We start from the raw sequence: 24,690 nt of genomic DNA, 5'->3' as shown, positions 1-24,690 counted from the left end.
AGGAGCGAAAATTCGTCCGATCGCGCGCGAGCGCGAATCGCGGTGGCAGCAGCTCACGAACGACAGGTCGCGAGAGGTCGCTCAATGCGGAGCTCGCGCGGTCCCCCGCCTTGCCGCGAGCCAATGATCGCCCTGTCGGCTCCCTCCGCTCGACGCGCAGCGCCACGCGAGTCCCTGGCGCGCATCGCCGTCATCCGCCGGGTATGGCACCCGCCACAGACGTGTCGATCCGCGCTCGGACCTGGAGCGGAGCAGTACGGCCTTCGGGAGCTATCTCAGGCGATGGGGGGACGATAGTGGCGGCGATACGCGCCTTCGTTGCCGATCACGTCCGGCTGCGCTTCGCAGCGCGAGTGCGGGGACACGAATTGCGCGATCCCAGGGGCTTGAGGCGACACGGCGCTGAAGCACAGCACCGAGCCGCAGCAGGTGGCATGCCGGTCGCCGGGCCGGTCCTTGTCGTCTTCGCAATCCCCAGCCATCGCAACGTCATGCGAATGCACCGCGGCCCCGGCACTTTCACGATGCTCGTGCGTATGCGCGGGCTGATCGAGCCGATCATCGCACTGGATCGATGCATCGGGAACGCTCGAGATCGCGAGGGACGGTGTCATCGAGGCAAGCAAATAGGCGACGGCGACAAGCCATCCCCACCATCTTCGCCTTGGCTTTCTCAAGCCAATCATCTGAGCACCGTTCCCTTGACCCGGAACGTATAGCTCTGGTTGCAAGGACGGCCAACAGAAAACGACACAGGCGGCATCGTCAACGCAAGAGCGACGATGAGCGTCGTGCACTCCGCGGAATTTCAAGGCTCGGCGCCCATTGTGCCGTGCGATTCAGCGCGAAATGAGCCTCATATTTTTTTCACTGGATTCTGTAATGTGAAGCACCCATCTCCGTCGCACACTCGCGCCGGTCAATGATGCTTCATCCAGCCGACGCCTTTGATGTCGTTGAACGAGTCGGTTCTGTGACACAGAAAGCATTGATCGACCGATGCGTGCTCCTGCCCCGCGATCATCCGATCCATCATGACGAAGTGTCCCATATAGTGGCTCGGCGGCGCCTGATGGCATTGGGCGCAGTCCTTCGACGTCGGCGAAGGGGGCAGGAAACCGGCGATTTTCCAGGACGCGAGCCCATGACAATCCGCGCAGTCCCGTCCGAACAATTCGCGGTGCGGCTCCCGGTTGCTGTGGCAGCTGGCGCAATCGAGCTCCGCCCTTTCCCGCCGGTCGGACTTTGGCAGGCCCAGAAATGTCTTCAGGTCCGCCGTCAATTGATGGGAATCGGCCCGGTCGAACAATGCCCCGCCGGGGGAAGGCCGAGCGACCTGCAGCAGTGAGGCGTGATCCATCCTGATCGGTCGCAGTTCGCCGATGTGCTCGAGATGGCAGCCGGAACATTGACTGCCCGCCGCGGCGTGAAATGCCGTCGACTGCTTGGCGAGATCCGCGGCGGAAGGCGCGTGACAGGAGATACAGGCCACCGGATCGACACCCCTGACCGGCGTATGGCAGCTCTCGCATCTGTCGGACAGAAATGCATGCTTCCCGGAGAGCGGCCCGGGCGTCACGAATCTCGTCCAGCCCGGGACCAGCTCGGCGCTGCCCTGATAGAGAGCGATCGATACGACGGCCGCGCTTGCGACGGCCAATGTCGCGACTACGGCGTAGAGCACGCCCCTGATCGTCACGCCAGCCACCGCAGCCCGTAATAGACCTCGGCCACCACATGCACCGCGAGCAGCGCATACATGACGATCGCCGCCACGACATGCAGCCCGATCCACTGCAGGAAGATCTTCTTGATTGCTTCGCTCGATCCGATCGCCGATTCGAGATCGGAAATGCCATCGACGAGTTGCAGCACGGGCACGTTCGGCGGCGCCGATGCGGGCACCGCGGCCCCGTCGCGCACCACCCGATCGGGCGACGACATCGCCGACGCCATGTGCTCGTAGGCCGATCTCAAGGTCGCCAGATGCGACTGCTGCTGGCGCAGCTCCATCGCGGTCTGCGGCAGGTAGTAGCGCCCGACAAATCCAGTGACGACAACGACCAGCATGCTGGTCACCAGGGCGATCCCAAGCGGGCTTTGAAACTTGTGACCGGTATGCAGAAGCGCGACGAATGCCGCGGCGATTCCGGCATAGGCGTGAAACGCGAGGAGAGTCGGCATCGACACGCATCGCGTGACCAGGATCTTCAGACCCACGCTGTATTTCGTCATCGGATACACGAGAAGAAGAAGCATCAGCACGGCCGCACCGGCCCCGAGGACAAAGCCCGCCAGGCTTCCCGCGAACCGGCTGTCGGAGTGCAGCAGGAAAGCCGGCACCAACAGCAACAGGGCCGCCAGGATGACATCGACGATCAGACGCTCTCTGCCGTCCATCATGTCAGGCCTCGACGACCAGATCTCCGACCGATCTCGCCTGGCAGGCTAGGATCAGACCGTTCGTCTTGTCGTCTGCGGTCAGGGCGTCCTGGACTTCCATCGTGACGTTTCCTTGCAACAGATGCGTCTTGCAGACGCCGCAGACCCCGACCCGACAGGAATAGTCGATCGAAACGCCCGCGCTCTCGGCCACCTCCAGGACGCTCTTGTCCGGGGGCAGCGCCACAACCTTGTCGGAGGTCGCAAAGCGAATGGTGGCCGTTGCAGGACCGACTGTTGCAGCCGCTGGATTGCCCGACTCAGTTGCCGGCATTTGCGCTTCTGCCGCGACCTTGCCGGGAGGCGGAACGGCGCCGCGTGCCGGTCCGAAGGCTTCCGTCTTGATCTGCTCGCGCGGCACGCCGAGGCCGACCAGCGTCTTCCGGAGCGCCTCCATCATTCCGGGCGGACCGCACAGATGAACGCGTCGTTTCACAAGATCCGGCACGGCCCGGGTCAGGAACTCGGCCGTGATCTGCCCCTCGCTTCCCATCCAGGACGTGCCTGCAGCGCGCACCATCGTGGCCGCGACATGCAGATTGTTCATCCTGCGCTGGAGATATTCCAGCTCGTCCCGGAAGATGAATTGCTCGGTCGTCTGCGCGCCATAGACGAGGTAGATCTGGCCCGGCCATGCAATATCCGAGAGGTACCGGATCGCCGCCATCAGCGGCGTGATGCCCACCCCGCCACCGATCAGGACGACGCTGTCGGCCTCCACGCCGGTGAATGTGAAGGCACCGGAGGGACCCGTAACCTCGATGAGGTCGCCCTCCTTCAGATGGCCATGCATGTAGTCGGACAGAAGGCCGTCGTCTTCACGCTTGATCGTGGTCTCGACATAGGCGGTCTGGGCGGCGGACGATGCGATCGTGTAGGAACGTCTGACGACCTTTCCATCGATCTCGATGGCATAGGTCAGGAACTGTCCCGGCAGGAACGCAAACGGAATCGCGCCGCCGTCTGGCGCTTGCAGACGGAAGGTCTTCACGTTCGGCGTCTCTCGATAGATCGCGCAGATCCTCAGCCTGCCCTTCCAGGAGCGGCTCGCTCCGCCCCGTTGCGGCTGGCGATCCGTCTCCCGGGGCACTGACGCCTCGGGCTTGGCGTCCGACACGTTGGCGGCCGGCGTGGACACGAGGGGCGCGGCAGCAGCCGGAGCGACCGCGCGTGTCAGCCGGTCGACCAGCGCATTCGCCCGGCGCATGCGCGCGATGTAGACGGCAAGCATCGCAAGCGAGAACAGCACCAGCAATGCCATGGTCGTAACGTGAAACCAGGAGATTCCCGGTGCGCCGTCATCGCCATCCATGGCGCCTCGCTGCGGCAGCAGGTTCATCTGCGATTTGAACCAGGCCTGCGCGATCTGCTGCGGCGGCTTGCCCTCGTGCAGCGAATGCAGCGCGACCACGCCGCTCTGAACCGCGTTCAGGGATTCGCGAAGCCGCCGCGACGCCCGATCCGCGGCGACAACATCGCCTCCGGCGATTGCGTGCCGCAGGTCCATTTCGGCGGCCGCCAACCGATCGGCCTCCGTGCTGATCCGCTCGCGCGCCTGGGCCTCCAGGCTGCTCCGCTGTTCGGCAGACAGCGACGGCATCTCCATCAATGCCGGGTAAAACTCCTTGCGCGGCCGGCCCATCATGCCGTCCATTCCGCCCATCATCCCCGGCGTGGCGCCGCCGGGCGGCGCGCCGGCCGCACCGCCTGAGGAGCCGGACGCTGCGGGATGATGTGCGGCGTGGTCGTCCTCTGCCTGCGCCAGCTCCCACCCCTGAGCGACCTGCCCTGTCGGATGCGCGCGGCCGAGGCCGAAGTCCGATGCAGGCACGGCATTTGCCGCAAGCTGGCCCGTCAGGACGACGAGCGCAGACAGGCCGGCTCGACAACGAGGGGACAGACCGAACATGATCCCGCTCTCGACGTCAGCGCTCAGAACGACGCAATCAGAGGCATCAGGATCGTGTCCGCGGTCTGCTTCTGGCTCTCGTTCAACGACGCATAGAGCCTCGTGAAGGCCGCGCGAGCCGCCTTGAGGGCCTCCAGGCGCTCGGACAGGTGCCGCTCGTAATGCTCCAGGCGGTCGGCGCTTCCAAGCTTGTCGTCCATTGCGAGCATCTTGCGCGCATCCAGCAGGTGCTGTCGGCTCGACCGCAGGGCATCAGCCACGTCATTCCAATCGGCAGCCTGCTTGTCGCTGATCTGCAACTCCGCCTTCAGAAATGCGATCCGCCCTTCGAGCCGCTCGGTCACGTCCGCCGGGCCGCTCATCGCACTGCTGCCGCCAGACGACCCCATCTGGCCGCGCATCATCTTCTCCATCATTTGCATCATCTGCATCATGCCGGAATTGTCCTGGCAGCCGCGGCCCTGGCAGTCCCGCATCTGGTCCTGCGGCTGCATCTTCATCTTGTCGTCGTTCATCCGACCGCCGCTCATGTTCTGCGGCTGACCCGTTGGCCGGCCCATATTCATCTTGTCGCTGGAATCCGACGGCGCCGGCATCTTCGACATCTTGTCGTCATCCATCATCGCGGTCCGGGTAGGACCGGCGGCGATTGAGGGCGACAGCCCAACCGGCCCCAGGGCGAGGACGGCAAAGGCGGCTGCGCTCACGACGAGATTTTTCGGACGATTCATGGTCATTCTCCGGAGGTTGATTTGGATAGTTGTCTGCTCATCGAGGTCGACGATGACGGCAGCAATGTGCGGGTCAGGTCATATAGACGCGAAGCGCCGCCAACTCTTACGCGCAGATGCGTCGAAGGCTGCCGCGTCCCGCATCCCGTACCTCGCTGTCATGCCTTCGCCACGGCCATCGCCCCTCGATTTCAATCTGGAGCGAGAAGCTCAGAAAGGTGCGGATCACGATGATCAGTGCCAGGATGCCAAGCCGGTCGAACGACGGCACTATCGCGACCATGCCGATGATGTCGGCGGCGATCAGGAATTCGAGGCCAAGCAGGATGCCGCGACCAAGATTGGCGCGATAGGAACGAAATGCGTCGGCGGGCGCGCCGTGCCGCATCTCATTCAACGACCAGACCGTCGCGGCCAGCACGCCACAGACGATGACCACCACGCCGAGCAGCTCGATGGTCGATGCGGCCCAGTGCAGACCATGCAGAATGACGCCCTGTATCTCTTCGGCGAAGATCAGCTCGGACGTTATCATCCGCCCGCCTCCTCGCCGGCCGAACGGCTCCTGTCGACGCCCTTCGACCATGTTCGGTAGTAGGCGACGATCGTCATGATCCACAGACCGGCGGCGCCGACCAGCAGCTGGGCCCACAACCCCTCGGATCCGGACTCGAGCACGAAATGCGCGACGAACGACAGAAAGAGGCCGACACAGAACACGGACAGCGACTGCTGGCCGCATCTGATCAAGGGTTGGAGCACCGGTGACCTCAGACCGGGCCAGTCGCTCGGAATGAGCGAGACGACGATGAACACCAGGCTCGCCAGATGGATGACGCGATAAGGACCCAGATTGGTCTTGTCGTTCGGAATGAAGATAGCGGCGAGACCATCAGGAATGTAGCCCCGCAATCCCGGAATTCGTTCAGCCAGCGTCATCGCCAGCGCGAAGAGCAAGACACCGCAGCTCAGGACGAGTAACGTGCGGGACGACAGCAGCCAGCGGCTTGCCGTCGCCCCGCCCAAGGCGAGCCAGGCGCCGAATACGAAGAGCAGTTGCCAGGCGAACGGATTGAAATACCAGACTCCAGCCGGATAGGACGGCAGATTCAATTCGTAATGCCGGGCGGCCAGATAGAGACCGAGCGAGCCGATCATCACTGCATTGCGCCATCGCAGCATGAACCAGAGCACGACGGGAAACGCGGCCATCAGCACGATGTAGAGCGGCAGAACGTCGAGATTGAGCGGCTTGAACGTGAGTATCAGGCCCTGCGAGAGCGTCTCGACGGGAAAGTTCATGAGCGGCGCGACGTTGAACTGATCCATCAGATGCAGATCGTCAAAGCTGTGCGCGATGTAGTGCACGGCCGTGAGATAGACCAGGAACAGCAGCAGGTGAGCGACATAGAGCTGCCACACCCGCCGCAGCAGCCGGGTTGCGCCGATGACGAAGCCACGCTCCATCATCATCGAGCCGAAGACGAACGTCGCGGTGTATCCGGAGATCAGCACGAACAGATCGGCGCCATCGCTGAAGCCGTAGTTCCGCGTCGTGAACCAGGCGAGCGCAGAATCCGGAATGTGTCCGAGAAAGATCAGCCAGTTCGCCAGACCGCGAAACAGGTCCAGGCGCACGTCGCGCCGTGGCTTGACCAGCACCGACCTGATCGTGATCGTCTCCCACAGTCGGCGGTGCAAGAGAAACGCAACTTGCAGGGACCGACCGGGGGCGTGAATGGTCTCGTCGGTCAACGGTGCGTTCTCCATCTCTGCGGTCAACTTTCGTCGGATCGCCGCCGTGTCGCCGCTCATTCGCGCGGCACGCTAGGTTGCGTCATTGATGCTGGTTTGACGGACATCAAATTCGATCGACGCGCCAGCCAAATCTTTTTGTGGTCAGATCGCGTAATGAATCGAGGCGCCCGTCGTCCCGACGTCTCTCGGCATGATCGAGGCCCTTGCGCGCGACCTGCGATTTCCAGCAGCGGCGAGAATTTTTCTCTGTAAGAAGATCGACGTTTCTCGTCGCCTGCGGCAACACGACGATCCGCGCAACGACGCACGCGAGTGCGCGCGTCGACATTTGATCTTGCTCAACCTACACAATCAATCTCCAGGTTTGGTTGCTGCTCGATCGAGCCACCGGGACTTGATTGACACCAACTCGACGAGATCAACAGGAGAAACCAGAATGAGCCACCGCAAGCTGATCGTCGCCGCAACGATCATGTCGTTCGTTGCGTTGCCCGCCATGGCGCAGACGAACACGACCGATGAGAAGAACGGCCATCACTATTCGGGCGGACCGAAGACCGAGGTCCCTCACCATATGGGCAAGAAAGAAAGTGACGGCGGGACGACCAGCGGATCTGGCGGCAGCCATCATTACAGCGGCGGACCGAAGACCGACGTCCCGCATCACACGGGTCCGAAGAAGCAGCAATGACGATCGCGCAGTGATTCCGCCGCTCGCGAGCGCCCAAAACAAAATCGCCCGGAAGCGGCCATCCGCTTCCGGGCGATCGATGTCTGGAGGTCGTAAGACCTAGTTCGGCACCGCGGTCTTCGAGGCGGGCTTGGACGCAACGGCGTTGGCGCTGACGCCGTGCAGAAAGTCAAAGGCCGCGTGCAGGGCCTTGTCGTCCTCTTCCTTCGGCGGAACGTAGGATTGCGATCCGGTCTGCTCGGTGCCGTCGGCAGCCGACAGATGCCCGCGCATCTGGGACTCCGCCATGGTGTCCATCCGGCCCTTCAGCTCGGGCGGCACGTCCTGCAGGATCTCGATGTCGGGGGCGATGCCCTGGGCCTGGATCGAACGGCCCGACGGCGTGTAGTAGCGCGCCGTGGTCAGCGCCAGCGCGCCATTGCCGGCGCCGAGCGGAATGATGGTCTGCACCGAGCCCTTGCCGAACGAGCGCGTGCCGATGATGGTGGCGCGCTTGTGGTCGTGCAGCGCGCCGGCGACGATTTCCGAGGCCGAGGCCGAGCCGCCATTGACCAGCACCACCAGCGGCTTGCCCTTGGTGAGATCGCCGCCATGGGCGGTGAAGCGCTGGGTCTCTTCCGGATTGCGGCCGCGGGTCGAGACCACCTCGCCGCGCTGCAGGAAGGCGCTCGACACCGACACGGCCTGGTCGAGCAATCCGCCCGGATTGTTGCGCAGGTCGACCACGTAACCGACCAGCTTCTCCTGCGGGACATCCTTGGTGATCGAGGCGATCGCCTTCTTCAGGCCGTCGGTGGTCTGCTCGTTGAACGAGGTGATGCGGACATAGCCGATGTCGCCGTTCTCGACGTGGAAGCGCACGGGACGCACGTGAATGATCTCGCGCTTGATCGCGACGTCGAGCGGGGCATCGGCGCCCTTGCGCACGATGGTGAGCTTGGTCTGGGTATCGACCGGGCCCTTCATCTTGTTGACGGCCTGCTCGAGCGTCATGCCCTGCACCGCCTCGCCGTCGATCTTGCTGATGAGGTCGCCGGACATCAGGCCGGCCTTCGAGGCGGGCGTATCGTCGATCGGCGAGACGACCTTGACGAGCCCCTCCTCCATCGTGACCTCGATGCCGAGGCCGCCGAACTCGCCGGAGGTGGTCTCCTGCATCTCGGTCCAGGCCTTGGCGTTCATGTAGCGCGAGTGCGGATCGAGCGAGGTCACCATGCCGGTGATGGCGCCTTCGATCAGCTTGGCATTGTCGGGCTTCTCGACATAGCTCGCCTTGACGCGCTCGAACACCGTGCCGAACAGGTTGAGCTGGGAATAGGCGTCGTCCGCGCCCGCCGCCGCCCGTGCCGCCCAGACACCGCCGTGCGGGCTGGCTACCAGAAGGGTCAGACACGCTCCGGTGAGCGCGCCAAGTGGGAACAGCAGGGATTTCCGCATGGAGGGACTGGCCTTTTTGCTTGGCGGTTCGCTTGTCTTTCGAGACTTGCTTTTCTTTCGAGACTAGCTTTTCGAGACTTGGAAGTCGCCCATGCAATTGGCGATCCAGTCGGCTTCTCACAATACCATTCTGGTTTCTTCAAGGCCGGGAGGCCGCGCCGACCCGTCCTGCGCAGAAATCGCTTCGTTCGGACCTAAACTTTTGGCAACGTTGCAGGACTGGTCCGCCCGCAAGCGGAATCGGTGGGCCGGCCCATGCCTCGCAGCTATGCGATTTTAGGATGGTTTTGGAGGGCTGGACGGGTTAGGCGATGACATAAGGCTTCAAATTCTCGGGAGGATAACAATGAACGAAGCACCCCGCATCCGGCCGGAACGGAACGTCGAACTCGGCGCCAGCAACGAGCCGTTCCAGAACCTGCACGAATTCATCCGGAAAGCGCGGGCCAACCTCAACCAGAACGCCTGGGACTACATCGTCGGCGCCGCCGAGACCGAAACCACGATGCGCCGCAACCGCATGGCGCTGGACGAGATCGCCTTTCGCCCGCGCGTGCTGCGCGACGTCCGCAAGGTGGACGGCTCGGTTCAACAGTTCGGCCGCAACATGCGCCTGCCCGTGGTCCTCGCCCCCGTCGGCGCGCTCGAGATCTTCGATCCGGACGGCGCGGCGAGCGTGGCGCGGGGTGCCGGCACTTTCGGTGCGGCGCACATGCTGAGCTCGGTGTCCGAGCCGGGCCTGGAGAAGACCGCCGAGGCCGCCCCCGATGCGCTCCGGCTCTATCAGCTCTATGTCCGCGGCGACGACGCCTTCGTTGCGGATGTGGTCAACCGCTCCGAGAAGAACGGCTATGCCGGCTTCTGCCTGACCGTCGATACCGCCCATTACAGCCGTCGCGAACGTGACATCGCCAAGCGCTACGTTCGCGAAAGCCGCCTGCGCGCCACCGGCGGCGACTACCAGAAGGGCCTTGAGTGGCGGACCGTGAAGATGATCAAGGACAAGTTCAAGATCCCGCTGATCCTCAAGGGCATCGCCACCGCCGAGGACGCCCTGATCGCGGTCGATCACGGCGTCGAGTGGATCTACGTCTCCAACCATGGCGGCCGCCAGCTCGACCATGGCCGCGGCGCCATGCACGTGCTCCCGGAGATCGTCGACGCCGTGAAGGGCCGTGCCAAGATCATGGTCGACGGCGGCATCTGTCGCGGCACCGACATCGTCAAGGCGATCGCGGCGGGTGCGGACCTCGTCGGCATCGGCCGGCTGCAATGCTGGGCGCTGGCGGCGGCCGGCGAAGCCGGCATCACGCGGATGCTGGAGCTGCTGGAGGACGAGGTACTGCGCTGCCTCGGCCTGCTGGGGGCCACGTCGTTTGCCGAAGTGAACAAGTCCTGCCTGCATCCAGCGACCGCAACCAACGCGCCGAGCGTGTTCAGCGCGTTCCCGCTGTTCGACCACGAGCCTTATCGATACTGATCGGCCGACACCGAAATGAAAAGGACGCAGGTGACATCGCTCTCTCCCGGCAGCGCGGATGCGCTTCTGTTCGATCTCGGGCGCGTGGTGCTCGACATCGACTTCTCCAAGGCGATCGCCTGCTGGGCTGGGCATGCCGGCTGCAGACCGGAGTCGATCGTCGCGCGCTATGTGCGCGACGAGGCCTACCGGCTGCATGAAGTCGGCAAGCTCAGCGATGCGGATTATTTCACCTCGTTACGAGCTTCGCTCGGAATCGGCATTTCGGACGCGCAGTTCCTGGAGGGCTGGAACGCGATCTTCGCCGGCGAGATGCCTGACATCGGCGAGCTGTTGCCGCGTGCCGCCAAGCAGATGCCGCTCTACGCCTTCTCCAACACCAACCGGCCGCATGTCGATTATTTCTCGAAGGAATATGCCGACCTGCTCGGCCATTTCCGAGAGTTGTACCTGTCGTCCAGTATCGGCTTGCGCAAACCGGACGCGGAGGCTTTCGACCATGTCGTGGCCGCGATCGGCGTGCCTGCGGAGCGCATCGTGTTCTTCGACGATCTCGCCGAGAACATCGAGGGAGCGCGGGCGCGTGGATTGACGGCAGTGCACGTGACGTCGCCGCGCGACGTGGGGAACGCCCTGAAGGCATTAGGCATCTAAAGCCAGCCCGACGCCACCGAAGGCCAGTTGCGAGCACGCTTGCCGGAACTAAACTTGCTGAAAATTTGGAACCTGATCACTTTGTGCATTTTTGTACAGAGTTCCGGGAACGGTTTGCCCCCCTTCGGACTCATGAGTCCGTTGGGACTTCTACATCGGACTGATCGACGTGCTGGGCAAAACCTATCTCACCAAGCAAGCCTCTCTCCTGCTCGAATTCGCAAGAACCACCTCGGATTCGGACCTTTCCGCCAAGCTGATCAGCAAGGCCGCGGACCTGAAGTCGCAGGCCGATCCGCTCCCCGACAAGGATCAAGGCCCCCAAGCGCCCGACGTCGCGCTTCCTGACGGACCGACGGGAAGCTGACCGATGCCGACCATGGCGCTCGGCATTCTCGTCCTGGCCATGGCCGCCCTCCTCCCGATCTCTCTCGGCTCCTGAATCATGCCCCGGCGGAGTTGAGCTTCCTCCTCCGCGGAGATCACGCAGGATAAATCATCCTCCGGTGCTGCTTTGCCTTGCGCCTGCACTCGGCTAGAACTCTCGCCGCCCATTACCGCCGTGCTCAGCAGGAGTCTTGCCGTGGCCTTGATGCCGGTTTCCGAAGCCCTTGCTGCGGTGCTGGCGGGTGCCGAACCGCTGCCCGAACAGATGGTTTCGCTCGACGAAGCCTATCATCGCGTGCTCGCGCAGGACGTCGCGGCGCGACGCACGCAGCCCCCGCAAGCCATGTCGGCGATGGACGGCTATGCCGTACGCGCGGCCGATGCCGCGAAGATCGATTCCAGGCTGACGGTGATCGGCGAGGTCGCAGCGGGACGTCCCTTCGCCAGATTGGTCGGCGCCGGCGAAGCCGTGCGGATCTTCACCGGCGGCGTCGTTCCCGACGGGGCGGACGCCGTCGTGATCCAGGAGGACACCGTTGCGGAAGGCAACAGCGTCACGATCAAGGAGGCCGCGATCACCGGACGGCACATCCGCCCGGCCGGCGTCGATTTCCGCGAGGGTGACATCCTCCTGCGCAAGGGAACCCGCCTGACGGAGCGCGATCTTGCGCTGGCCGCGGCGATGAATCACCCGCTCCTTGCCGTCTGCCGCCGTCCGAAGGTCGCGATCCTCGGCACCGGCGATGAACTGGTGAGGCCAGGCACAACGCCCGGGCCCGGCCAGATCGTCTATTCGAACGGCTACGCCCTGCACGCGCTGGCCCGCAGCGAGGGCGCCGAAACCATCGACCTCGGCGTCGCCGCCGATACGCTTGCAGCCACCTCCGCCGGAATCCGGCGCGCCCGCGAGAGCGGTACCGACATCCTGATCACGACCGGCGGCGCGTCGGTCGGCGACCACGATCTGGTTCAGCAGGCGCTTCGGGACGAAGGCATCGCGATGTCGTTCTGGAAGATCGCGATTCGGCCCGGCAAGCCGATGATGCACGGACGGCTCGGCGCCATGCGCGTGATCGGCCTGCCCGGCAATCCCGTGTCGTCCTACGTGTGCGCCTTCCTGTTCATGGTGCCCCTGATTCGCGCGCTGTCGGGCCGCTCCGTGATTCATCATCGTCGCGAGCGCGCCGTGCTCGGCCGCGATCTCGGCGCCAACGACCAGCGCGAGGATTATCTGCGCGCCCGCCTGGAGCCGCGCGAGGACGGCGCGCAGATCGCCATTCCCGTCAACCACCAGGACTCCTCTCTGCTTGCGAATCTCGCTGCGGCACAGGTACTTCTCGTGCGCCCACCGTTTGCGCCGAAGGCCGAAGCCGGCAGCCCTTGCGAGGTGTTGCGGCTCCCCGCCTGAACTGCGTGGCACACGCATTCCGCGAGTTTCGCTTCGTTCACGGTAAATTAAGCAGTTGCGGAACATGTATCGAACATATAGTGTCCGTTCATGATTTGTTTCGAGGATGTAGCGGCTTATCGCTGAATTCATCGTCTCGGAATCGAACGACATCAACCGGGGGACTTTGGTCGAGATGTTAACGCGCAAACAATACGAGCTTCTGCGGTTCATCAGCGAACGTTTGAAGGAAAGCGGCGTGCCGCCTTCTTTCGACGAGATGAAGGATGCGCTCGACTTGCGCTCGAAGTCAGGCATCCACCGCCTGATCACCGCGCTCGAAGAGCGCGGCTTCATCCGCCGCCTGCCCAATCGTGCCCGCGCCATCGAAGTGATCAAGCTGCCGGAGCTGCAAGCTGCCGCCAGCAACCGGCGCGGCTTCACGCCGAGCGTCATCGAGGGCAATCTCGGCAAGGTCCGCGCGAGCTCCAGCTTGCCCGCGGACGAGGGCGAGCGGCCCGTGGCGGTGCCCGTGATGGGCCGTATCGCGGCCGGCACGCCGATCGAGGCGTTGCAGACCCGCAGCCACACCATCAGCGTGCCGCCCGACATGCTCGGCTCCGGCGAGCACTACGCGCTCGAAGTGCGCGGTGATTCCATGGTCGAAGCCGGCATTCTCGACGGCGACATGGCGCTGATCCAGCGTAACGAGAGCGCCGATACCGGCGACATCGTGGTGGCTCTGATCGACGACGAGGAGGCCACGCTCAAACGCTTCCGCCGCCGCGGCGCTTCGATCGCACTCGAACCTGCCAATGCCGCCTACGAGGTGCGTATCCTGCCACCGAACCGCGTGAAGATTCAGGGCAAGCTGATCGGGCTTTACCGGAAGTACTGAGTCCGTAAGAACTCGATACGGAATTCTCCGGCGCCGTTTACGCGCCTTCGGTCGGCAGCGCCGATCAAGAAGATTGGAGCGGATGATGGTCCGCCCCGGCTGGATGGTCGTTCTGGTTCTGCGCAGACTGTCCGGCCCTCCTCCATGGCGACCTCCGCGGCAGGTCGCGCGAAACGATGTCGCATCGCGGCCGAGGCGACCGCCATGCGCCAGATCGTCCTGAAGGGAGCGCGCCGGCGCTGATCGCAGCATCAGCGTCGAGCCGCTCGCTGGTCGGGCCGTTCGCTGCGAGGAGGCAGCGCGCGGGCAAATGCGCATTGCTATCGCAGCCCCGCAATCGCGCCGGCGATATCCGGACACCGCCGCAACGCATGCCTGCAGAATGCACGGAAGCCGGCATTGTTCCCATGCGAGTCGGGAAAGATAATGTGATCGCGGCGCGCGGATTGCAGCCGTAGATTTGCCTACAACCAAGCAGAGCGTTGCGTGCTTCCACTCCGAGGCCTGTGCCTCCAAGTGAGGTGCGGGTCGTCATCTTCGCATGAGGAGCAACCCGATGTGTGACTACAGCCTGCATGCCGTCGCGACGCGCCCCGCTGAAGTCGGCGAGACGATCGTCACGACAACGTTCCGCGGCACCTCGACGCGCGGCTTCGCCTCCGAAGCAGATCTCTCCGTTGCGGTCTGCCTGCTGCCGGGAACGGAGCTCGCCTTCGCCGACAACGTTCGTTACGACAATCGCTGGATCTGGACGCGCACGGTCAATTCCCGCGTCGGCAAGTTCGGCAAGATCGATCCGCACATTCCCGATCGTCATCATGACGCGATCGAATTCCCTGACGGCAAGTACGTGCTGGTGACGCAGCTCGTCGAAGGCCAGCGCGCAACCGTGCTGCAGCTGCCGGTGACGCAGCCGGTCGTCGAGCGCGAGCACAAGCCGCAGATCATCGCCGACAGCCGGTCGCCCATCGCGCCCTTGCCGACGGGCTGACAGGGCTCAGTCCTCGGCCTGAACATCGACCTCCGATGGGGTCGCATCCTTGCTGCGCGGAACCGCCGGCCGCGGCATGAGGCCTGCTTCGAGATCTCCATCGCCGGCGGCCGCCGGCGACCAGGGCCGGTTCGTGCCCCTCGCCCTCACCGCCTCAATCGAAAAGCCGTCGCCGCGCCGCGTCAGAGCCAGCGCGCCCTGACGAACCAGCCGCGGCCGGTCCACCACCATCGCCGCACAATCGGTCGGCGCGGGCCGCGAGCTCACCACCAGGGCAGCGCGGCTGCAATCGTCCACCAACGCGTCGATGCGAAAGGCCAGCGCCACCAGCCGCCCGTCGGCGAGCGGCGTGACGCAACCCGCCTCGTCGCACGATATGCCCACAGCCAGCGAGGCGCTGCCGGCATCGCGCGGATCGGCGTCGGCCGCGAGCCACTCCTTCAGCAGAAAATTGTCCTTGCCCGTCCTGATCAGGTGCAGGCGCCCATCCCCGCCTCGCACGGCGACGCTGGCGCCGTCACCGGCAATCAGGATATCGGGCTGCCGCACCGACAGGCCCCATGCGATGGAGGCCAGCAGCACCACGGCACCGCACCAGCGCAAGGGCGTGCGCAACAGGCCCATCAGGATGATGCCGAGGCTCGCTGCGATCAACGGCGCGATGCCGAACGCCGGGATGCGGCCGACCGCGCCCGGCAATGCCGCCACCCAGCGCGACACCGCGACCATCCAGTCGATGCCGATCCCCATCAGCCACCAGAACACGCCGTCGAGTCCGAAGGGCGCCGCAAGCAGGCCGAGCAGCCCGGCCGGCATCACCAGCGCCGAGACCACGGGCATCGCACCGAGATTGGCGAGCACGCCGTAGGGCGTGACGCGGTGGAAGTGGAAAGCGGCATAGGGCGTGGTCGCAAGCCCTGCGATCAGCGAGGCCAGGAACAGCATCGCGATCTCGCGGCCGCCCCACAGCGCGACGCGCGCGGTCGCCGAATGATCGGGCGCGGCAAACAGGTTCGGCATGCCGATCTGCACCAGCGCAACGAGACCCAGCGTCGCGGCGAAAGACATCTGGAAGCTCGGATGCACCAGCGCCTCCGGCGCAACCGCGAGCACGATCAGCGCCGCCACGGCCAGCGTGCGGAAGGTGATGGCGCGGCGATCGACCATCACGGCAATCAGCACCACGGCGGTCATGAAGAACGATCTCTGCGTTGCCACCTCCGCCCCCGAGAGCAGCAAATAGAACGCGGCCGCAACCAATGCTGCGGCCGCCGACCATTTCTTGATGGCGAAGCCGACGGCAAGGCCCGGGATCAGCGCCAGCAGCGCACGCACCGCGAAGAACACGACGCCCGCGACCACCGCCATGTGATAGCCGGAGATCGAGAGCACGTGTCCGAGCCCCGAGATGAACATGGCATCGTTGACGGGCGCGGAGATTGCATCGCGCCGCCCGGTGAGCAGCGCCGTTGCAATCGCGCGGTTGTCGCCTTCCAGCGTTGCGCGGATGCGCGCGTCGATCGCATCGCGCAGGCCCTGCATGAAGGCGGCGTAGCGCAGCCGCAAGCCCCCGGCGTCCGGCGGCACGGAAGCCGTGATCCCGCCCATCACGAAGCCGGAGGCGCCGATGCCCTGAAAGAACATGTCGCGCGAGAAGTCGTAGCTGCCCGGGCGGACCGGCGAGAGCGGCGGCATCAGCCGTGCCTTGAGCTGCACGAAACTGCCGACCTCGGGCGCGGTGCCTTTGCGCACGGAGAGGCGGACGCGTTCGAGCTTGACGTCGCTGCGCTGCGCCTCCATGGCGGTGACGCGCAGCACGAAGCGGTCGGTGCGCTCACGGATGTCGCGCGTCTCGACGAAGCCCGCCAAGGACACCGAATAAAGCGGTTTTGCGAGCACCGTGTGCGCGATGCGCGCCGTCTTCCAGGTCGCCACGGCAAAGCCGGAAGCGAGCGCTGCAATCATGATCGCAGGCGCGAACAGCCGGCTCCGCCGCAACAGCACCGCGCCAAGCAGCAGTGCGATGGCCGTCGTCGCGACCACCCCCAGCACCGGCTCATGATCGGCAGCAAAATAGAGCGCGATGCCGCCGCCGAAGGCGACCGGCACCCACGGCAGCAGCCGTCCGGGGCCGGCTTCGGCGCGGGCCCATTCCCGTAGCGTTTCGACGATTGCGGGCCAGATGCCGAAGCCCGCAGGGACGAAGCCGCCGGCGGGCGCGGCGCGGCCGACCGGCCACGTCCCGGCAACTCCCTGGGACCGCACTGGCCGGCCCGGCTCCGCCATACCCCTGCACCTAACGCGACGTGATCGTCGCCGAGGCTACCGGAACGTGCGGCGGGGCGAATAGCGGTACAGACCGGGAACGAAGAGGGAGCGCCCTACTTTTCCTCTTCCATCGTCACGGCGACATCCGCCTTGGCGGACAGCCGCACCTTGTTCCCCTCGACACCGGCGACGAGGCCCTTGTCGATGAAGTGATGGTGGCCCTTGTGGCTGCCCTCGCCGCTGTCCTTCTTGGTCAGCTTGATGCGATTGCCTTCGACCTTGTCGACCGTGCCGACATGGACGCCGTCGGCGCCGATGACTTCCATATGCTCTGCGATGTTTTGCATGGGGGGGCTCCTTGGTTGGATGTCGTCTAACGCGTCACGAGTGCAATCGTTTCTCGCTCGCAATCGGCCCCGCCGCGGCGCTTTCGATACTCTTGTGGTTGATGCGATCGAGATTTGGCGTGCAGCCCTGGATTGTGTTGATATGGCATGTCGTGGTTGTAGGGGCATTGGAATGCGAGGGATGGTACGGGGAAGCTTTTTGGTCTTTTTGCTGTTCACCGCCGGTGAAGCATCCGCAGAAACCGACTTCGAACGAAAAATCCGTGAAGACTCCGCCCGACATCCAGGAAAGAGTCTTGTTTTCCTGGAGGTTCGTGTGATCGAGGAGAACGGTTCAAAAAACCCTGGCTGCTCAACGACCAAGGTCGTACTTGGTTCAGATCACGTGACGCTCCCGATCACCACACAGAGAACTGTGGGGATGCTCGGCTTTCCTGTCGAAAACGGAACCTACGGGGGCGCAGCCTTGTTGGCTCCGGGCACATATGCGGTCAGTTATGTCAATTGCTCGCAATATCTGAACTTGAAGGGTGATTTTGCGCGGTTTCGGGTAGGCCCCGACGAGATCGTCAATCTCGGATCGTTAGTCATAGACTTCACGCGCAGTCCGCAATTCTTGCAAAGAACATTTACAAGCCGCACGAAGGTTGAGGACCTCAGCGAAAAGGCCAAGGCATCCCTGACAGAGCGATCGCCGGTCATTTTCCCCAAAGCGACGAAGCGCTACATGACTCCCAACCCGGCCACATCCGGTAGTCAGGCCCGTGCGCCAGAAAAAAGAAACTAATCGAGCCCGCCGCTAGATCAGCGGTGCCTGCGCCGAGGCGTGGTGGTTGACGATCTTCCAGTCGCCGTCTTCGCGGATGATGACCCAGCTCATTTTGACGACGAGATCGTCCCGCTCGCCGGCGAGGTCGAACGAGATGGTCGCGGCCATGTTGATCAGCTCGGGGCCGGCCAGCGCGGCGTGCATGTCGGAGAACACGGCGCTCGGCTTGTGCCACCGCGGCAGGCCGTTGAAATAGTCGGCAACGCCGTCCCTGCCCCGATAGAGTTTTGGGTTGGAGCCGAAGAAGAACGCGTTCTTCGAATAGAGAGACGACAGCGCGGCCGCATCGAGCGCAGAAAAGCCGGCGCACCATTTCGCGATGATGGCGGAAACGATGGCGCCGGCTTCGCTGCTCATGTCATCCCTCAACCTTTCGCGACTTCCTTCGCGAAGGTGTCGCGCAGGCCGATGGTGCGGGAGAACACCGGCTTGCCGGGCGTCGAGTCCTTGTCGCGGACGAAATAGCCCTGGCGCTCGAACTGCATCGGCTCGGTCGCGTTGCTCTCGGCCACCGAGGCCTCGATCCGGGCATCGGACAGGATCTCCAGCGAATTCGGATTGAGATCGGCCGCGAAGTTCGACGCGTCCGGGCTCGGGTTGGAGAACAGCTGGTTGTAGATGCGGACCTCCGCCGGCACGGACGTCGCCGCCGGCAGCCAGTGCATCGTCGCCTTGACCTTGCGGCCGTCGGGCGCGTTGCCGCCCTTGGTCGCGGGGTCGTAGGTGCAGCGCAGCTCCACCACCTCGCCCTTGTCGTTCTTGATCACGCCGGTGCATTTGACGAAATAGGCATAGCGCAGCCGCACCTCGTTGCCGGGCGACAGGCGGAAGAACTTCTTCGGCGGGTTCTCCATGAAGTCGTCCTGCTCGATATAGAGCTCGCGGCCGAACGTGATTTTCCGCGTGCCCGCGCCGGGATCGTCCGGGTGGTTGATCGCCTCGAGCTCCTCGGTCTGGCCCTCCGGGTAGTTCTCGATCACGACCTTGAGCGGCTTGAGCACCGCCATGCGGCGCTGCGCGGTGCGGTTCAGCTCCTCGCGGATGCAGAACTCCAGCATGCCGACATCGACCACGCTGTTGGCTTTCGCGACGCCGATGCGCTTGACGAATTCGCGCAGCGCCGCCGGCGGCACGCCGCGGCGGCGCATGCCTGCCATGGTCGGCATGCGCGGATCGTCCCAGCCGGCGACATGGCCGTCGCGGACGAGCTGGGTCAGCACGCGCTTGGACAGCAGCGTATAGGTCAGGTTGAGCCGCGCGAATTCATACTGATGCGGCTGCGACGGCACCGGCAGCTTCTCGATGAACCAGTCGTAGAGCGGCCGGTGGTCCTCGAACTCCAGCGTGCAGATCGAATGCGTGATGCCTTCGATCGCGTCCGACTGGCCGTGGGCGTAATCGTAGCTCGGGTAGATGTGCCACTTGGTCCCGGTGCGCGGATGGTGCGCGTGCAGGATGCGGTACAGCACGGGGTCGCGCAGGTTGATGTTGCCGGCGGCCATGTCGATCTTGGCCCGCAGCACGCGCGCGCCGTTGGGGAATTCGCCCGCCTTCATGCGGCGGAACAGGTCGAGGTTCTCGGCCACGCTGCGGTCGCGGAACGGCGAGTTCTTGCCCGGCTCGGTCAAGGTGCCGCGCGACAGGCGGATCTCCTCCTGGGTCTGATCGTCGACATAGGCGAGCCCGTCGCCGATCAGCTTCTCGGCCCATTCGTACAGGCGGTCGAAATAGTCCGAGGCGAAGAACAGGTTCTTGCCCCAGTCGAAGCCGAGCCAGCGCACGTCGGCCTGGATGGAATCGATATATTCTTGCTCTTCCTTGACCGGATTGGTGTCGTCGAAGCGCAAATGGCAGCGGCCCGGAAACTCCTGGGCGATGCCGAAATTGAGCGCGATCGACTTGGCATGGCCGATATGCAGATAGCCGTTCGGCTCCGGCGGGAACCGGGTCACGATCTCCCTGTATTTGCCCTGGTCGAGGTCGGCCTGGATGATGTCACGAATGAAATCGCGCCCAACCTCAGCTGCCACCGGTTCTGTCATTACGAAAATCCTGTCGGGAAATCAGCGGTCCTTCTGCCAAATTCGCTGGGCTGAGCCAAGGGCTTAAGCGAGGTCTGGCGGTCCGCCACCGGGCTTTAGTTATGCTGCGGTCCTGTTATATACCACCGCCTCCAATGCATAGGCCCTGCCAAGAATGACCTCCCCCGTCGTCACCCGCTTCGCCCCCTCGCCGACCGGCTTCCTCCATATCGGGGGCGCCCGCACGGCGCTGTTCAACTGGCTCTATGCCAAGAAGCACGGCGGCAAGATGCTGCTGCGGATCGAGGACACCGACCGGGAGCGCTCCACCGAGGCCGCGATCGGCGCCATCCTCGACGGGCTGAAATGGCTGGAGCTCGGCTGGGACGGCGAGGTCATCTACCAGTTCAGCCGCGCTGCCCGTCACCGCGAGGTCGCCGAGCAACTGCTTGCCGACGGCAAGGCCTATCGCTGTTACGCCACCGCCGAGGAGCTCACCGCGATGCGCGAGAAGGCGCGCAGCGAGGGCCGCACCCGCCTCTACGACGGCCTATGGCGCGACCGCGACCCGGCCACGGCGCCGAGCGACGTCAAGCCCACCATCCGCCTGCGCGCGCCGCAGACCGGCGAGACCGTGATCGAGGACCAGGTGCAGGGCCGCGTGGTCTGGCAGAACGAGAACCTCGACGACCTCGTACTGTTGCGCGGCGATGGCAACCCGACCTACATGCTCGCGGTAGTCGTGGACGACCACGACATGGGCGTCACCCACGTCATCCGCGGCGACGACCATCTGATCAACGCCGCCCGCCAGAAGCAGATCTACGATGCGATGGGCTGGACCCTGCCGAGCATGTCCCACATCCCGCTGATCCACGGGCCGGACGGCTCCAAGCTGTCGAAGCGGCACGGCGCGCTCGGCGTCGATGCCTACCGCGCCATGGGATACCTCCCCGCCGCGCTGCGCAACTATCTCGTCCGGCTCGGCTGGAGCCATGGCGACCAGGAGATCTTCTCGACCGAGGAGATGATCGCGGCCTTCGACCTCGCCAGCGTTGGGCGGGCGGCGGCGCGCTTCGATTTCGCCAAGCTGGAAAACCTCAACGGCCATTACATCCGCCACGCCGACGATCAATCGCTCGTGAAGATGTTCGAGGACGTGCTCGACCATCTCGTGCCCGCGCGCGACGAGCTTAAGGCCAAGTTAAACGGCACCACGCGCGCGCAGCTGGCGAAGGCCATGCCAGCCCTGAAGGAGCGTGCCAAGACGCTGATCGAGCTGATCGACGGCGCCTACTTCATCTTCGCGGACCGGCCGCTGCAGCTCGATCCCAAGGCGCAGGCGCTGCTGACGCCAGAGAACCGCAAGTTGATCGGCCAGCTTCATTCCGCACTGGAGAAAGTCGAGACGTGGAGCGGCGCCACCACGGAAGCTGCGCTGCGCGCTTTTGCCGAGGAAAATAGTCTCAAACTCGGCGCGGTCGCCCAGCCCTTGCGGGCCGCGCTGACCGGACGGACCACGTCGCCTGGTATATTTGAGGTTTTGGACGTCCTGGGACGCCAGGAGAGCCTTGGGCGGCTTAAGGATCAGTCTACGACGTAAGTCGATCATGCGTGCGGCGATCTTGCAGCGCACACAGCAATAATATACCCATCTCCCCGTACATTCTGGAACTTCCGGCCTGCCCCCAATGATCTTCCGCGGGGCCTCCGGCACCGGCCCGTTTCACCACACATCGGGGACCTACGATGGACGCAAAACCAAACAACAAGACCGCCACGCTGACGGTCGGAAACAAGAATTACGATCTTCCGATCCTCAGCGGCAGCGTCGGGCCTGATGTCATCGATATCGGCAAGCTCTACGGCCAGTCGGGCCTGTTCACCTACGATCCGGGCTTCACCTCGACCGCGAGCTGCCAGTCCAAGATCACCTATATCGACGGCGACGCGGGCGTGCTGGAATACCGCGGCTACCCCATCGAGCAGCTCGCCGAGCACGGCGACTTCCTGGAGACCTGCTATCTCCTGCTCTACGGAGACCTGCCGACCGCCGCGCAGAAGAAGGATTTCGACCACCGCGTGACCCATCACACGATGGTGCACGAGCAGATGGCCCGCTTCTTCCAGGGCTTCCGCCGCGACGCCCATCCGATGGCGATCATGGTTGCGGCCGTCGGCGCGCTCGCCGCGTTCTATCACGACAGCACCGACATCAACGATCCGAAGCAGCGCATGATCGCTTCCATGCGCATGATCGCGAAGATCCCGACGCTGGCGGCGATGGCCTACAAGTACACCGTCGGCCAGCCCTTCGTTTATCCGAAGAACTCGCTGGGCTTTGCCGAGAACTTCCTGAACATGTGCTTCGCGGTGCCGTGCGAGGACTACAAGGTCAGCCCGGTGCTCGCCGACGCGCTCGAGAAGATCTTCATCCTGCACGCCGATCACGAGCAGAACGCCTCGACCTCGACCGTGCGCATCGCCGGCTCCTCCGGCGCCAACCCGTTCGCCTGCATCGCGGCGGGCATCGCCTGCCTCTGGGGCCCGGCGCATGGCGGCGCCAACGAAGCCGCGCTCAACATGCTCTATGACATCGGCACGGTCGACAAGATCCCCGAGTTCATCGCCAAGGTGAAGGACAAGAACTCCGAAGTCCGCCTGATGGGCTTCGGCCACCGCGTCTACAAGAACTACGATCCGCGCGCCAAGATCATGCAGAAGATGTGTCACGCCGTGCTCAAGGAGACCGGCCATGGCGACGATCCGATGCTGAAGGTGGCCCTCGAGCTCGAGAAGATCGCGCTGAGCGACCAGTACTTCATCGACCGCAAGCTCTACCCGAACGTCGACTTCTATTCGGGCATCACGCTGAAGGCGATGGGCTTCCCGGTCTCGATGTTCACCGTGCTGTTCGCGGTCGCCCGCACCGTCGGCTGGATCAGCCAGTGGAGCGAGATGATCGAGGACCCGCAGCAGAAGATCGGCCGCCCGCGCCAGCTCTACACCGGCGTCGCCAAGCGCGACTACGTGCCGATGAAGGATCGCAAGTAAAGTCTGACGAAATAGGTCAGCGGAACGGCGCCATCGCAAGATGGCGCCGTTTTTGTTTCGCGCAGATGCCGCAGGGTGGCCCCCCCACGACACCAATCGCGCCGTTCCACGTTGCTGCCGCGCACAACAACAAGTCCAAGCATCACGCCGGCAAACGCTTGACAGTCCAAATGCCCCGCGCGCATTCTTACACTAAGTAAGAATGACGACGGGGATGGAAATGCCGGAGCAGCCGAGAAGTCGGCGGCAGACGCGCGCTGCCATTTTGACTCATCTGCTTCAGTCGGGCGGCTCGTTTCGCCCGCCTCTGGCCAAGGCCGTGCGGCTGTCGGAAGCGAGCCTGTCGCGCATCCTATTCGACCTGAAGGCCGAAAGCCTGATCGAGGAGGTGCGGCGCCCTGCCCCTTACGTCGGCGGCCCGACCGGCCTCGTGTCGCTCGACGGCTCGGTCGCGCTTGCGGCCTTCGAGCTGACCGCTCAGCACCTCAGCGTCGGCGTCGGCGGCCTGTCGGGCGAGTTGCGCTACACCGAACGCGTGCCGCTGCCGAAGAAACCGACCACCGAGACTGTCGGCGGCGTGTTTCGCGAAGCCATGGCGTTGCTGCGCGATTGGACGCGGCGCCGCCGGATCACGCTATCGCAGATCGGGGTCTCCATTCCCGGCCTCGGCCGTCTCAGCATCTCGGCCAATCCGATCATCCCCTGCGACGTCGGGCGTATCAACGGCATGTTCGCCGAGATGTTCGCCGACGTGCCGCTCGAATTCACCAATTCGGTCGTCGCGCACGCCACGTTCCACCGCTGCCGCACGGAAAATTATCCGTTCAACGACGCCCATCTGTTCGTCCTGGTCAGCCAGGGCGTTGCGGGCACCTGGATGGACGATCCGACCGAGACCGACGCTCTCCAGCCGGTCGAGCTTGGCCACATGGTCTTCGGCCCCGATGGGCCGCGGTGCCGCTGCGGCCACCACGGCTGCGTCGAGGCGTACACATCGCTTCCTGCCGTGGCCGGGCTTCTCGGCGTTGCCGAAACCGAATTGCTCCAGCTCGGCAGCGACTGGGTGAGCACGATTCCGATGTCCTCGCGCGTGCGGCAGGAGCTGCGACGACGCCTGTTCCGCCTCGGCCTTGCGATCGGCAATACGCTGAACGTGAAGCCGTGCGGCGGCGTTGCGATCAGCGGCTGGCCGTCGATGCTCGCCGAGGACGATCGCAACGCCGTGGTCGAAGGCATCGACGCGTGCCTCTTGGGCGGACGCAAACTGGCGCAGGTGTCCCTCGCCTTCGTTCCGCCGTCGACCGGCAACGATCCACAGGCCGCGCTCGCCTTCGCCGCCTTCTGCCTCGCCAGCCGTGGCGGCATGCCCGCCACCTCGACGGAGGCCGCCTGACATGCACTGAACC

At 64.4% G+C, this 24,690-nt stretch carries 23 protein-coding genes; 11 read left to right on the top strand and 12 right to left on the bottom strand.

What is annotated here, in order from left to right; all coding sequences use genetic code 11:
• Positions 1-275: 275 nt before the first annotated feature.
• From TSA1_RS31740 to TSA1_RS31710, 7 genes are all read right to left on the bottom strand, one after another.
• On the bottom strand, positions 276-686 hold the full coding sequence (locus TSA1_RS31740; protein WP_145984408.1) for a hypothetical protein: 411 nt from the start codon (positions 684-686) through the stop codon (positions 276-278).
• A 233-nt stretch (positions 687-919) separates the two neighbouring features.
• Positions 920-1,699, bottom strand: coding sequence for a cytochrome c3 family protein (locus tag TSA1_RS31735; RefSeq protein WP_174719160.1), 780 nt, complete (start codon positions 1,697-1,699; stop codon positions 920-922).
• Positions 1,696-2,403 (bottom strand): iron reductase, encoded by a 708-nt coding sequence (locus tag TSA1_RS31730; protein WP_100179762.1) that lies wholly within the window; start codon positions 2,401-2,403, stop codon positions 1,696-1,698. Before TSA1_RS31730 ends, TSA1_RS31735 begins: the two co-directional genes overlap by 4 nt.
• Before the next feature lies 1 nt (position 2,404).
• Positions 2,405-4,351, bottom strand: a complete 1,947-nt coding sequence (locus tag TSA1_RS31725; protein ID WP_100179761.1) for a 2Fe-2S iron-sulfur cluster-binding protein — start codon at positions 4,349-4,351, stop codon at positions 2,405-2,407.
• A gap of 23 nt (positions 4,352-4,374) precedes the next feature.
• Positions 4,375-5,082 carry a Spy/CpxP family protein refolding chaperone gene (locus TSA1_RS31720; protein ID WP_174719159.1) on the bottom strand — a complete coding sequence of 236 codons (708 nt, stop codon included), beginning with the start codon at positions 5,080-5,082 and terminating at the stop codon, positions 4,375-4,377.
• Between the two features lie 106 nt (positions 5,083-5,188).
• Complete coding sequence (locus TSA1_RS31715; protein ID WP_100179760.1) at positions 5,189-5,617, bottom strand: DUF1622 domain-containing protein; 429 nt, start codon at positions 5,615-5,617, stop codon at positions 5,189-5,191.
• Entirely contained in the window at positions 5,614-6,837 is a 1,224-nt protein-coding gene (locus tag TSA1_RS31710) for an OpgC domain-containing protein (protein WP_100181446.1), read from the bottom strand. The genes TSA1_RS31715 and TSA1_RS31710 overlap by 4 nt, the downstream gene beginning before the upstream one ends.
• A 193-nt stretch (positions 6,838-7,030) precedes the next feature.
• On the opposite strand from TSA1_RS31710, the gene TSA1_RS41075 reads away from it, so the two are divergent.
• Complete coding sequence (locus TSA1_RS41075) at positions 7,031-7,531, top strand: hypothetical protein (protein WP_347338559.1); 501 nt, start codon at positions 7,031-7,033, stop codon at positions 7,529-7,531.
• A gap of 99 nt (positions 7,532-7,630) precedes the next feature.
• On the opposite strand, the gene TSA1_RS31700 is transcribed toward TSA1_RS41075, so the two are convergent.
• Positions 7,631-8,968, bottom strand: coding sequence for a S41 family peptidase (locus TSA1_RS31700; protein ID WP_100179758.1), 1,338 nt, complete (start codon positions 8,966-8,968; stop codon positions 7,631-7,633).
• A 346-nt stretch (positions 8,969-9,314) separates the two neighbouring features.
• Between TSA1_RS31700 and TSA1_RS31695 the strand changes: the two genes are divergently transcribed.
• From TSA1_RS31695 to TSA1_RS40135, 6 genes are all read left to right on the top strand, one after another.
• Positions 9,315-10,448, top strand: a complete 1,134-nt coding sequence (locus TSA1_RS31695; protein WP_100179757.1) for an alpha-hydroxy acid oxidase — start codon at positions 9,315-9,317, stop codon at positions 10,446-10,448.
• A 15-nt stretch (positions 10,449-10,463) separates the two neighbouring features.
• A complete protein-coding gene (locus TSA1_RS31690; RefSeq protein WP_174719158.1) occupies positions 10,464-11,102 on the top strand; it encodes an HAD family hydrolase in 639 nt (212 codons plus the stop codon).
• A gap of 169 nt (positions 11,103-11,271) precedes the next feature.
• A complete protein-coding gene (locus TSA1_RS31685) occupies positions 11,272-11,469 on the top strand; it encodes a hypothetical protein (RefSeq protein ID WP_100179756.1) in 198 nt (65 codons plus the stop codon).
• Between the two features lie 216 nt (positions 11,470-11,685).
• Positions 11,686-12,897 carry a molybdopterin molybdotransferase MoeA gene (locus TSA1_RS31680; RefSeq protein ID WP_100179755.1) on the top strand — a complete coding sequence of 404 codons (1,212 nt, stop codon included), beginning with the start codon at positions 11,686-11,688 and terminating at the stop codon, positions 12,895-12,897.
• Between the two features lie 175 nt (positions 12,898-13,072).
• Complete coding sequence (gene lexA, locus TSA1_RS31675) at positions 13,073-13,774, top strand: transcriptional repressor LexA (RefSeq protein ID WP_100181444.1); 702 nt, start codon at positions 13,073-13,075, stop codon at positions 13,772-13,774.
• Positions 13,775-14,330: 556 nt separating this feature from the next.
• The gene (locus TSA1_RS40135; RefSeq protein WP_174719157.1) at positions 14,331-14,765 is read left to right on the top strand and encodes a hypothetical protein; all 435 of its coding nucleotides are present in this window, start codon (positions 14,331-14,333) and stop codon (positions 14,763-14,765) included.
• A gap of 6 nt (positions 14,766-14,771) precedes the next feature.
• Here the strand turns inward: TSA1_RS40135 and TSA1_RS31665 are convergent, their stop codons facing one another.
• Entirely contained in the window at positions 14,772-17,051 is a 2,280-nt protein-coding gene (locus TSA1_RS31665; RefSeq protein ID WP_100179754.1) for a ComEC/Rec2 family competence protein, read from the bottom strand.
• Positions 17,052-17,146: 95 nt separating this feature from the next.
• Positions 17,147-17,380, bottom strand: coding sequence for a DUF2171 domain-containing protein (locus tag TSA1_RS31660; protein WP_015685840.1), 234 nt, complete (start codon positions 17,378-17,380; stop codon positions 17,147-17,149).
• 94 nt (positions 17,381-17,474) lie between these two features.
• Here TSA1_RS31660 and TSA1_RS31655 point away from each other — a divergent pair, with 94 nt between their 5' ends.
• Positions 17,475-18,167, top strand: coding sequence for a hypothetical protein (locus TSA1_RS31655; RefSeq protein WP_145984407.1), 693 nt, complete (start codon positions 17,475-17,477; stop codon positions 18,165-18,167).
• A 12-nt stretch (positions 18,168-18,179) separates the two neighbouring features.
• Here the strand turns inward: TSA1_RS31655 and TSA1_RS31650 are convergent, their stop codons facing one another.
• Complete coding sequence (locus tag TSA1_RS31650; protein WP_100179752.1) at positions 18,180-18,566, bottom strand: nuclear transport factor 2 family protein; 387 nt, start codon at positions 18,564-18,566, stop codon at positions 18,180-18,182.
• Between the two features lie 8 nt (positions 18,567-18,574).
• Positions 18,575-20,251, bottom strand: a complete 1,677-nt coding sequence (locus TSA1_RS31645; RefSeq protein ID WP_100179751.1) for a glutamine--tRNA ligase/YqeY domain fusion protein — start codon at positions 20,249-20,251, stop codon at positions 18,575-18,577.
• 154 nt (positions 20,252-20,405) lie between these two features.
• Between TSA1_RS31645 and gltX the strand changes: the two genes are divergently transcribed.
• The 3 genes from gltX to TSA1_RS31630 all read left to right on the top strand — a co-directional run bounded on the left by gltX (position 20,406) and on the right by TSA1_RS31630 (position 24,677).
• Positions 20,406-21,833, top strand: coding sequence for a glutamate--tRNA ligase (gene gltX, locus TSA1_RS31640; protein ID WP_100179750.1), 1,428 nt, complete (start codon positions 20,406-20,408; stop codon positions 21,831-21,833).
• 146 nt (positions 21,834-21,979) lie between these two features.
• Entirely contained in the window at positions 21,980-23,284 is a 1,305-nt protein-coding gene (gene gltA, locus TSA1_RS31635; protein ID WP_100179749.1) for a citrate synthase, read from the top strand.
• A gap of 214 nt (positions 23,285-23,498) precedes the next feature.
• On the top strand, positions 23,499-24,677 hold the full coding sequence (locus TSA1_RS31630) for an ROK family transcriptional regulator (RefSeq protein WP_174719156.1): 1,179 nt from the start codon (positions 23,499-23,501) through the stop codon (positions 24,675-24,677).
• Positions 24,678-24,690: the final 13 nt, after the last annotated feature.

This window comes from Bradyrhizobium nitroreducens, from assembly GCF_002776695.1.
Taxonomy (GTDB): Bacteria; Pseudomonadota; Alphaproteobacteria; order Rhizobiales; family Xanthobacteraceae; genus Bradyrhizobium; species Bradyrhizobium nitroreducens.
The sequence above is the reverse complement of the archived record's forward strand: the minus strand, read 5'-3'. Positions and strand labels throughout refer to the sequence as shown.

Bases quoted from the DNA above. Each gene is read 5' to 3' on its own strand.
- TSA1_RS31740 (WP_145984408.1), bottom strand. From the start codon at position 686: ATGATTGGCTTGAGAAAGCCAAGGCGAAGATGGTGGGGATGGCTTGTC.
- TSA1_RS31730 (WP_100179762.1), bottom strand. From the start codon at position 2,403: ATGATGGACGGCAGAGAGCGTCTGATCGTCGATGTCATCCTGGCGGCC.
- TSA1_RS31725 (WP_100179761.1), bottom strand. From the start codon at position 4,351: ATGTTCGGTCTGTCCCCTCGTTGTCGAGCCGGCCTGTCTGCGCTCGTC.
- TSA1_RS31720 (WP_174719159.1), bottom strand. From the start codon at position 5,082: ATGAATCGTCCGAAAAATCTCGTCGTGAGCGCAGCCGCCTTTGCCGTC.
- TSA1_RS31715 (WP_100179760.1), bottom strand. From the start codon at position 5,617: ATGATAACGTCCGAGCTGATCTTCGCCGAAGAGATACAGGGCGTCATT.
- TSA1_RS41075 (WP_347338559.1), top strand. From the start codon at position 7,031: ATGATCGAGGCCCTTGCGCGCGACCTGCGATTTCCAGCAGCGGCGAGA.
- TSA1_RS31700 (WP_100179758.1), bottom strand. From the start codon at position 8,968: ATGCGGAAATCCCTGCTGTTCCCACTTGGCGCGCTCACCGGAGCGTGT.
- TSA1_RS31695 (WP_100179757.1), top strand. From the start codon at position 9,315: ATGAACGAAGCACCCCGCATCCGGCCGGAACGGAACGTCGAACTCGGC.
- TSA1_RS31690 (WP_174719158.1), top strand. From the start codon at position 10,464: ATGAAAAGGACGCAGGTGACATCGCTCTCTCCCGGCAGCGCGGATGCG.
- lexA (WP_100181444.1), top strand. From the start codon at position 13,073: ATGTTAACGCGCAAACAATACGAGCTTCTGCGGTTCATCAGCGAACGT.
- TSA1_RS40135 (WP_174719157.1), top strand. From the start codon at position 14,331: ATGTGTGACTACAGCCTGCATGCCGTCGCGACGCGCCCCGCTGAAGTC.
- TSA1_RS31665 (WP_100179754.1), bottom strand. From the start codon at position 17,051: ATGGCGGAGCCGGGCCGGCCAGTGCGGTCCCAGGGAGTTGCCGGGACG.
- TSA1_RS31660 (WP_015685840.1), bottom strand. From the start codon at position 17,380: ATGCAAAACATCGCAGAGCATATGGAAGTCATCGGCGCCGACGGCGTC.
- TSA1_RS31650 (WP_100179752.1), bottom strand. From the start codon at position 18,566: ATGAGCAGCGAAGCCGGCGCCATCGTTTCCGCCATCATCGCGAAATGG.
- TSA1_RS31645 (WP_100179751.1), bottom strand. From the start codon at position 20,251: ATGACAGAACCGGTGGCAGCTGAGGTTGGGCGCGATTTCATTCGTGAC.
- gltX (WP_100179750.1), top strand. From the start codon at position 20,406: ATGACCTCCCCCGTCGTCACCCGCTTCGCCCCCTCGCCGACCGGCTTC.
- gltA (WP_100179749.1), top strand. From the start codon at position 21,980: ATGGACGCAAAACCAAACAACAAGACCGCCACGCTGACGGTCGGAAAC.
- TSA1_RS31630 (WP_174719156.1), top strand. From the start codon at position 23,499: ATGGAAATGCCGGAGCAGCCGAGAAGTCGGCGGCAGACGCGCGCTGCC.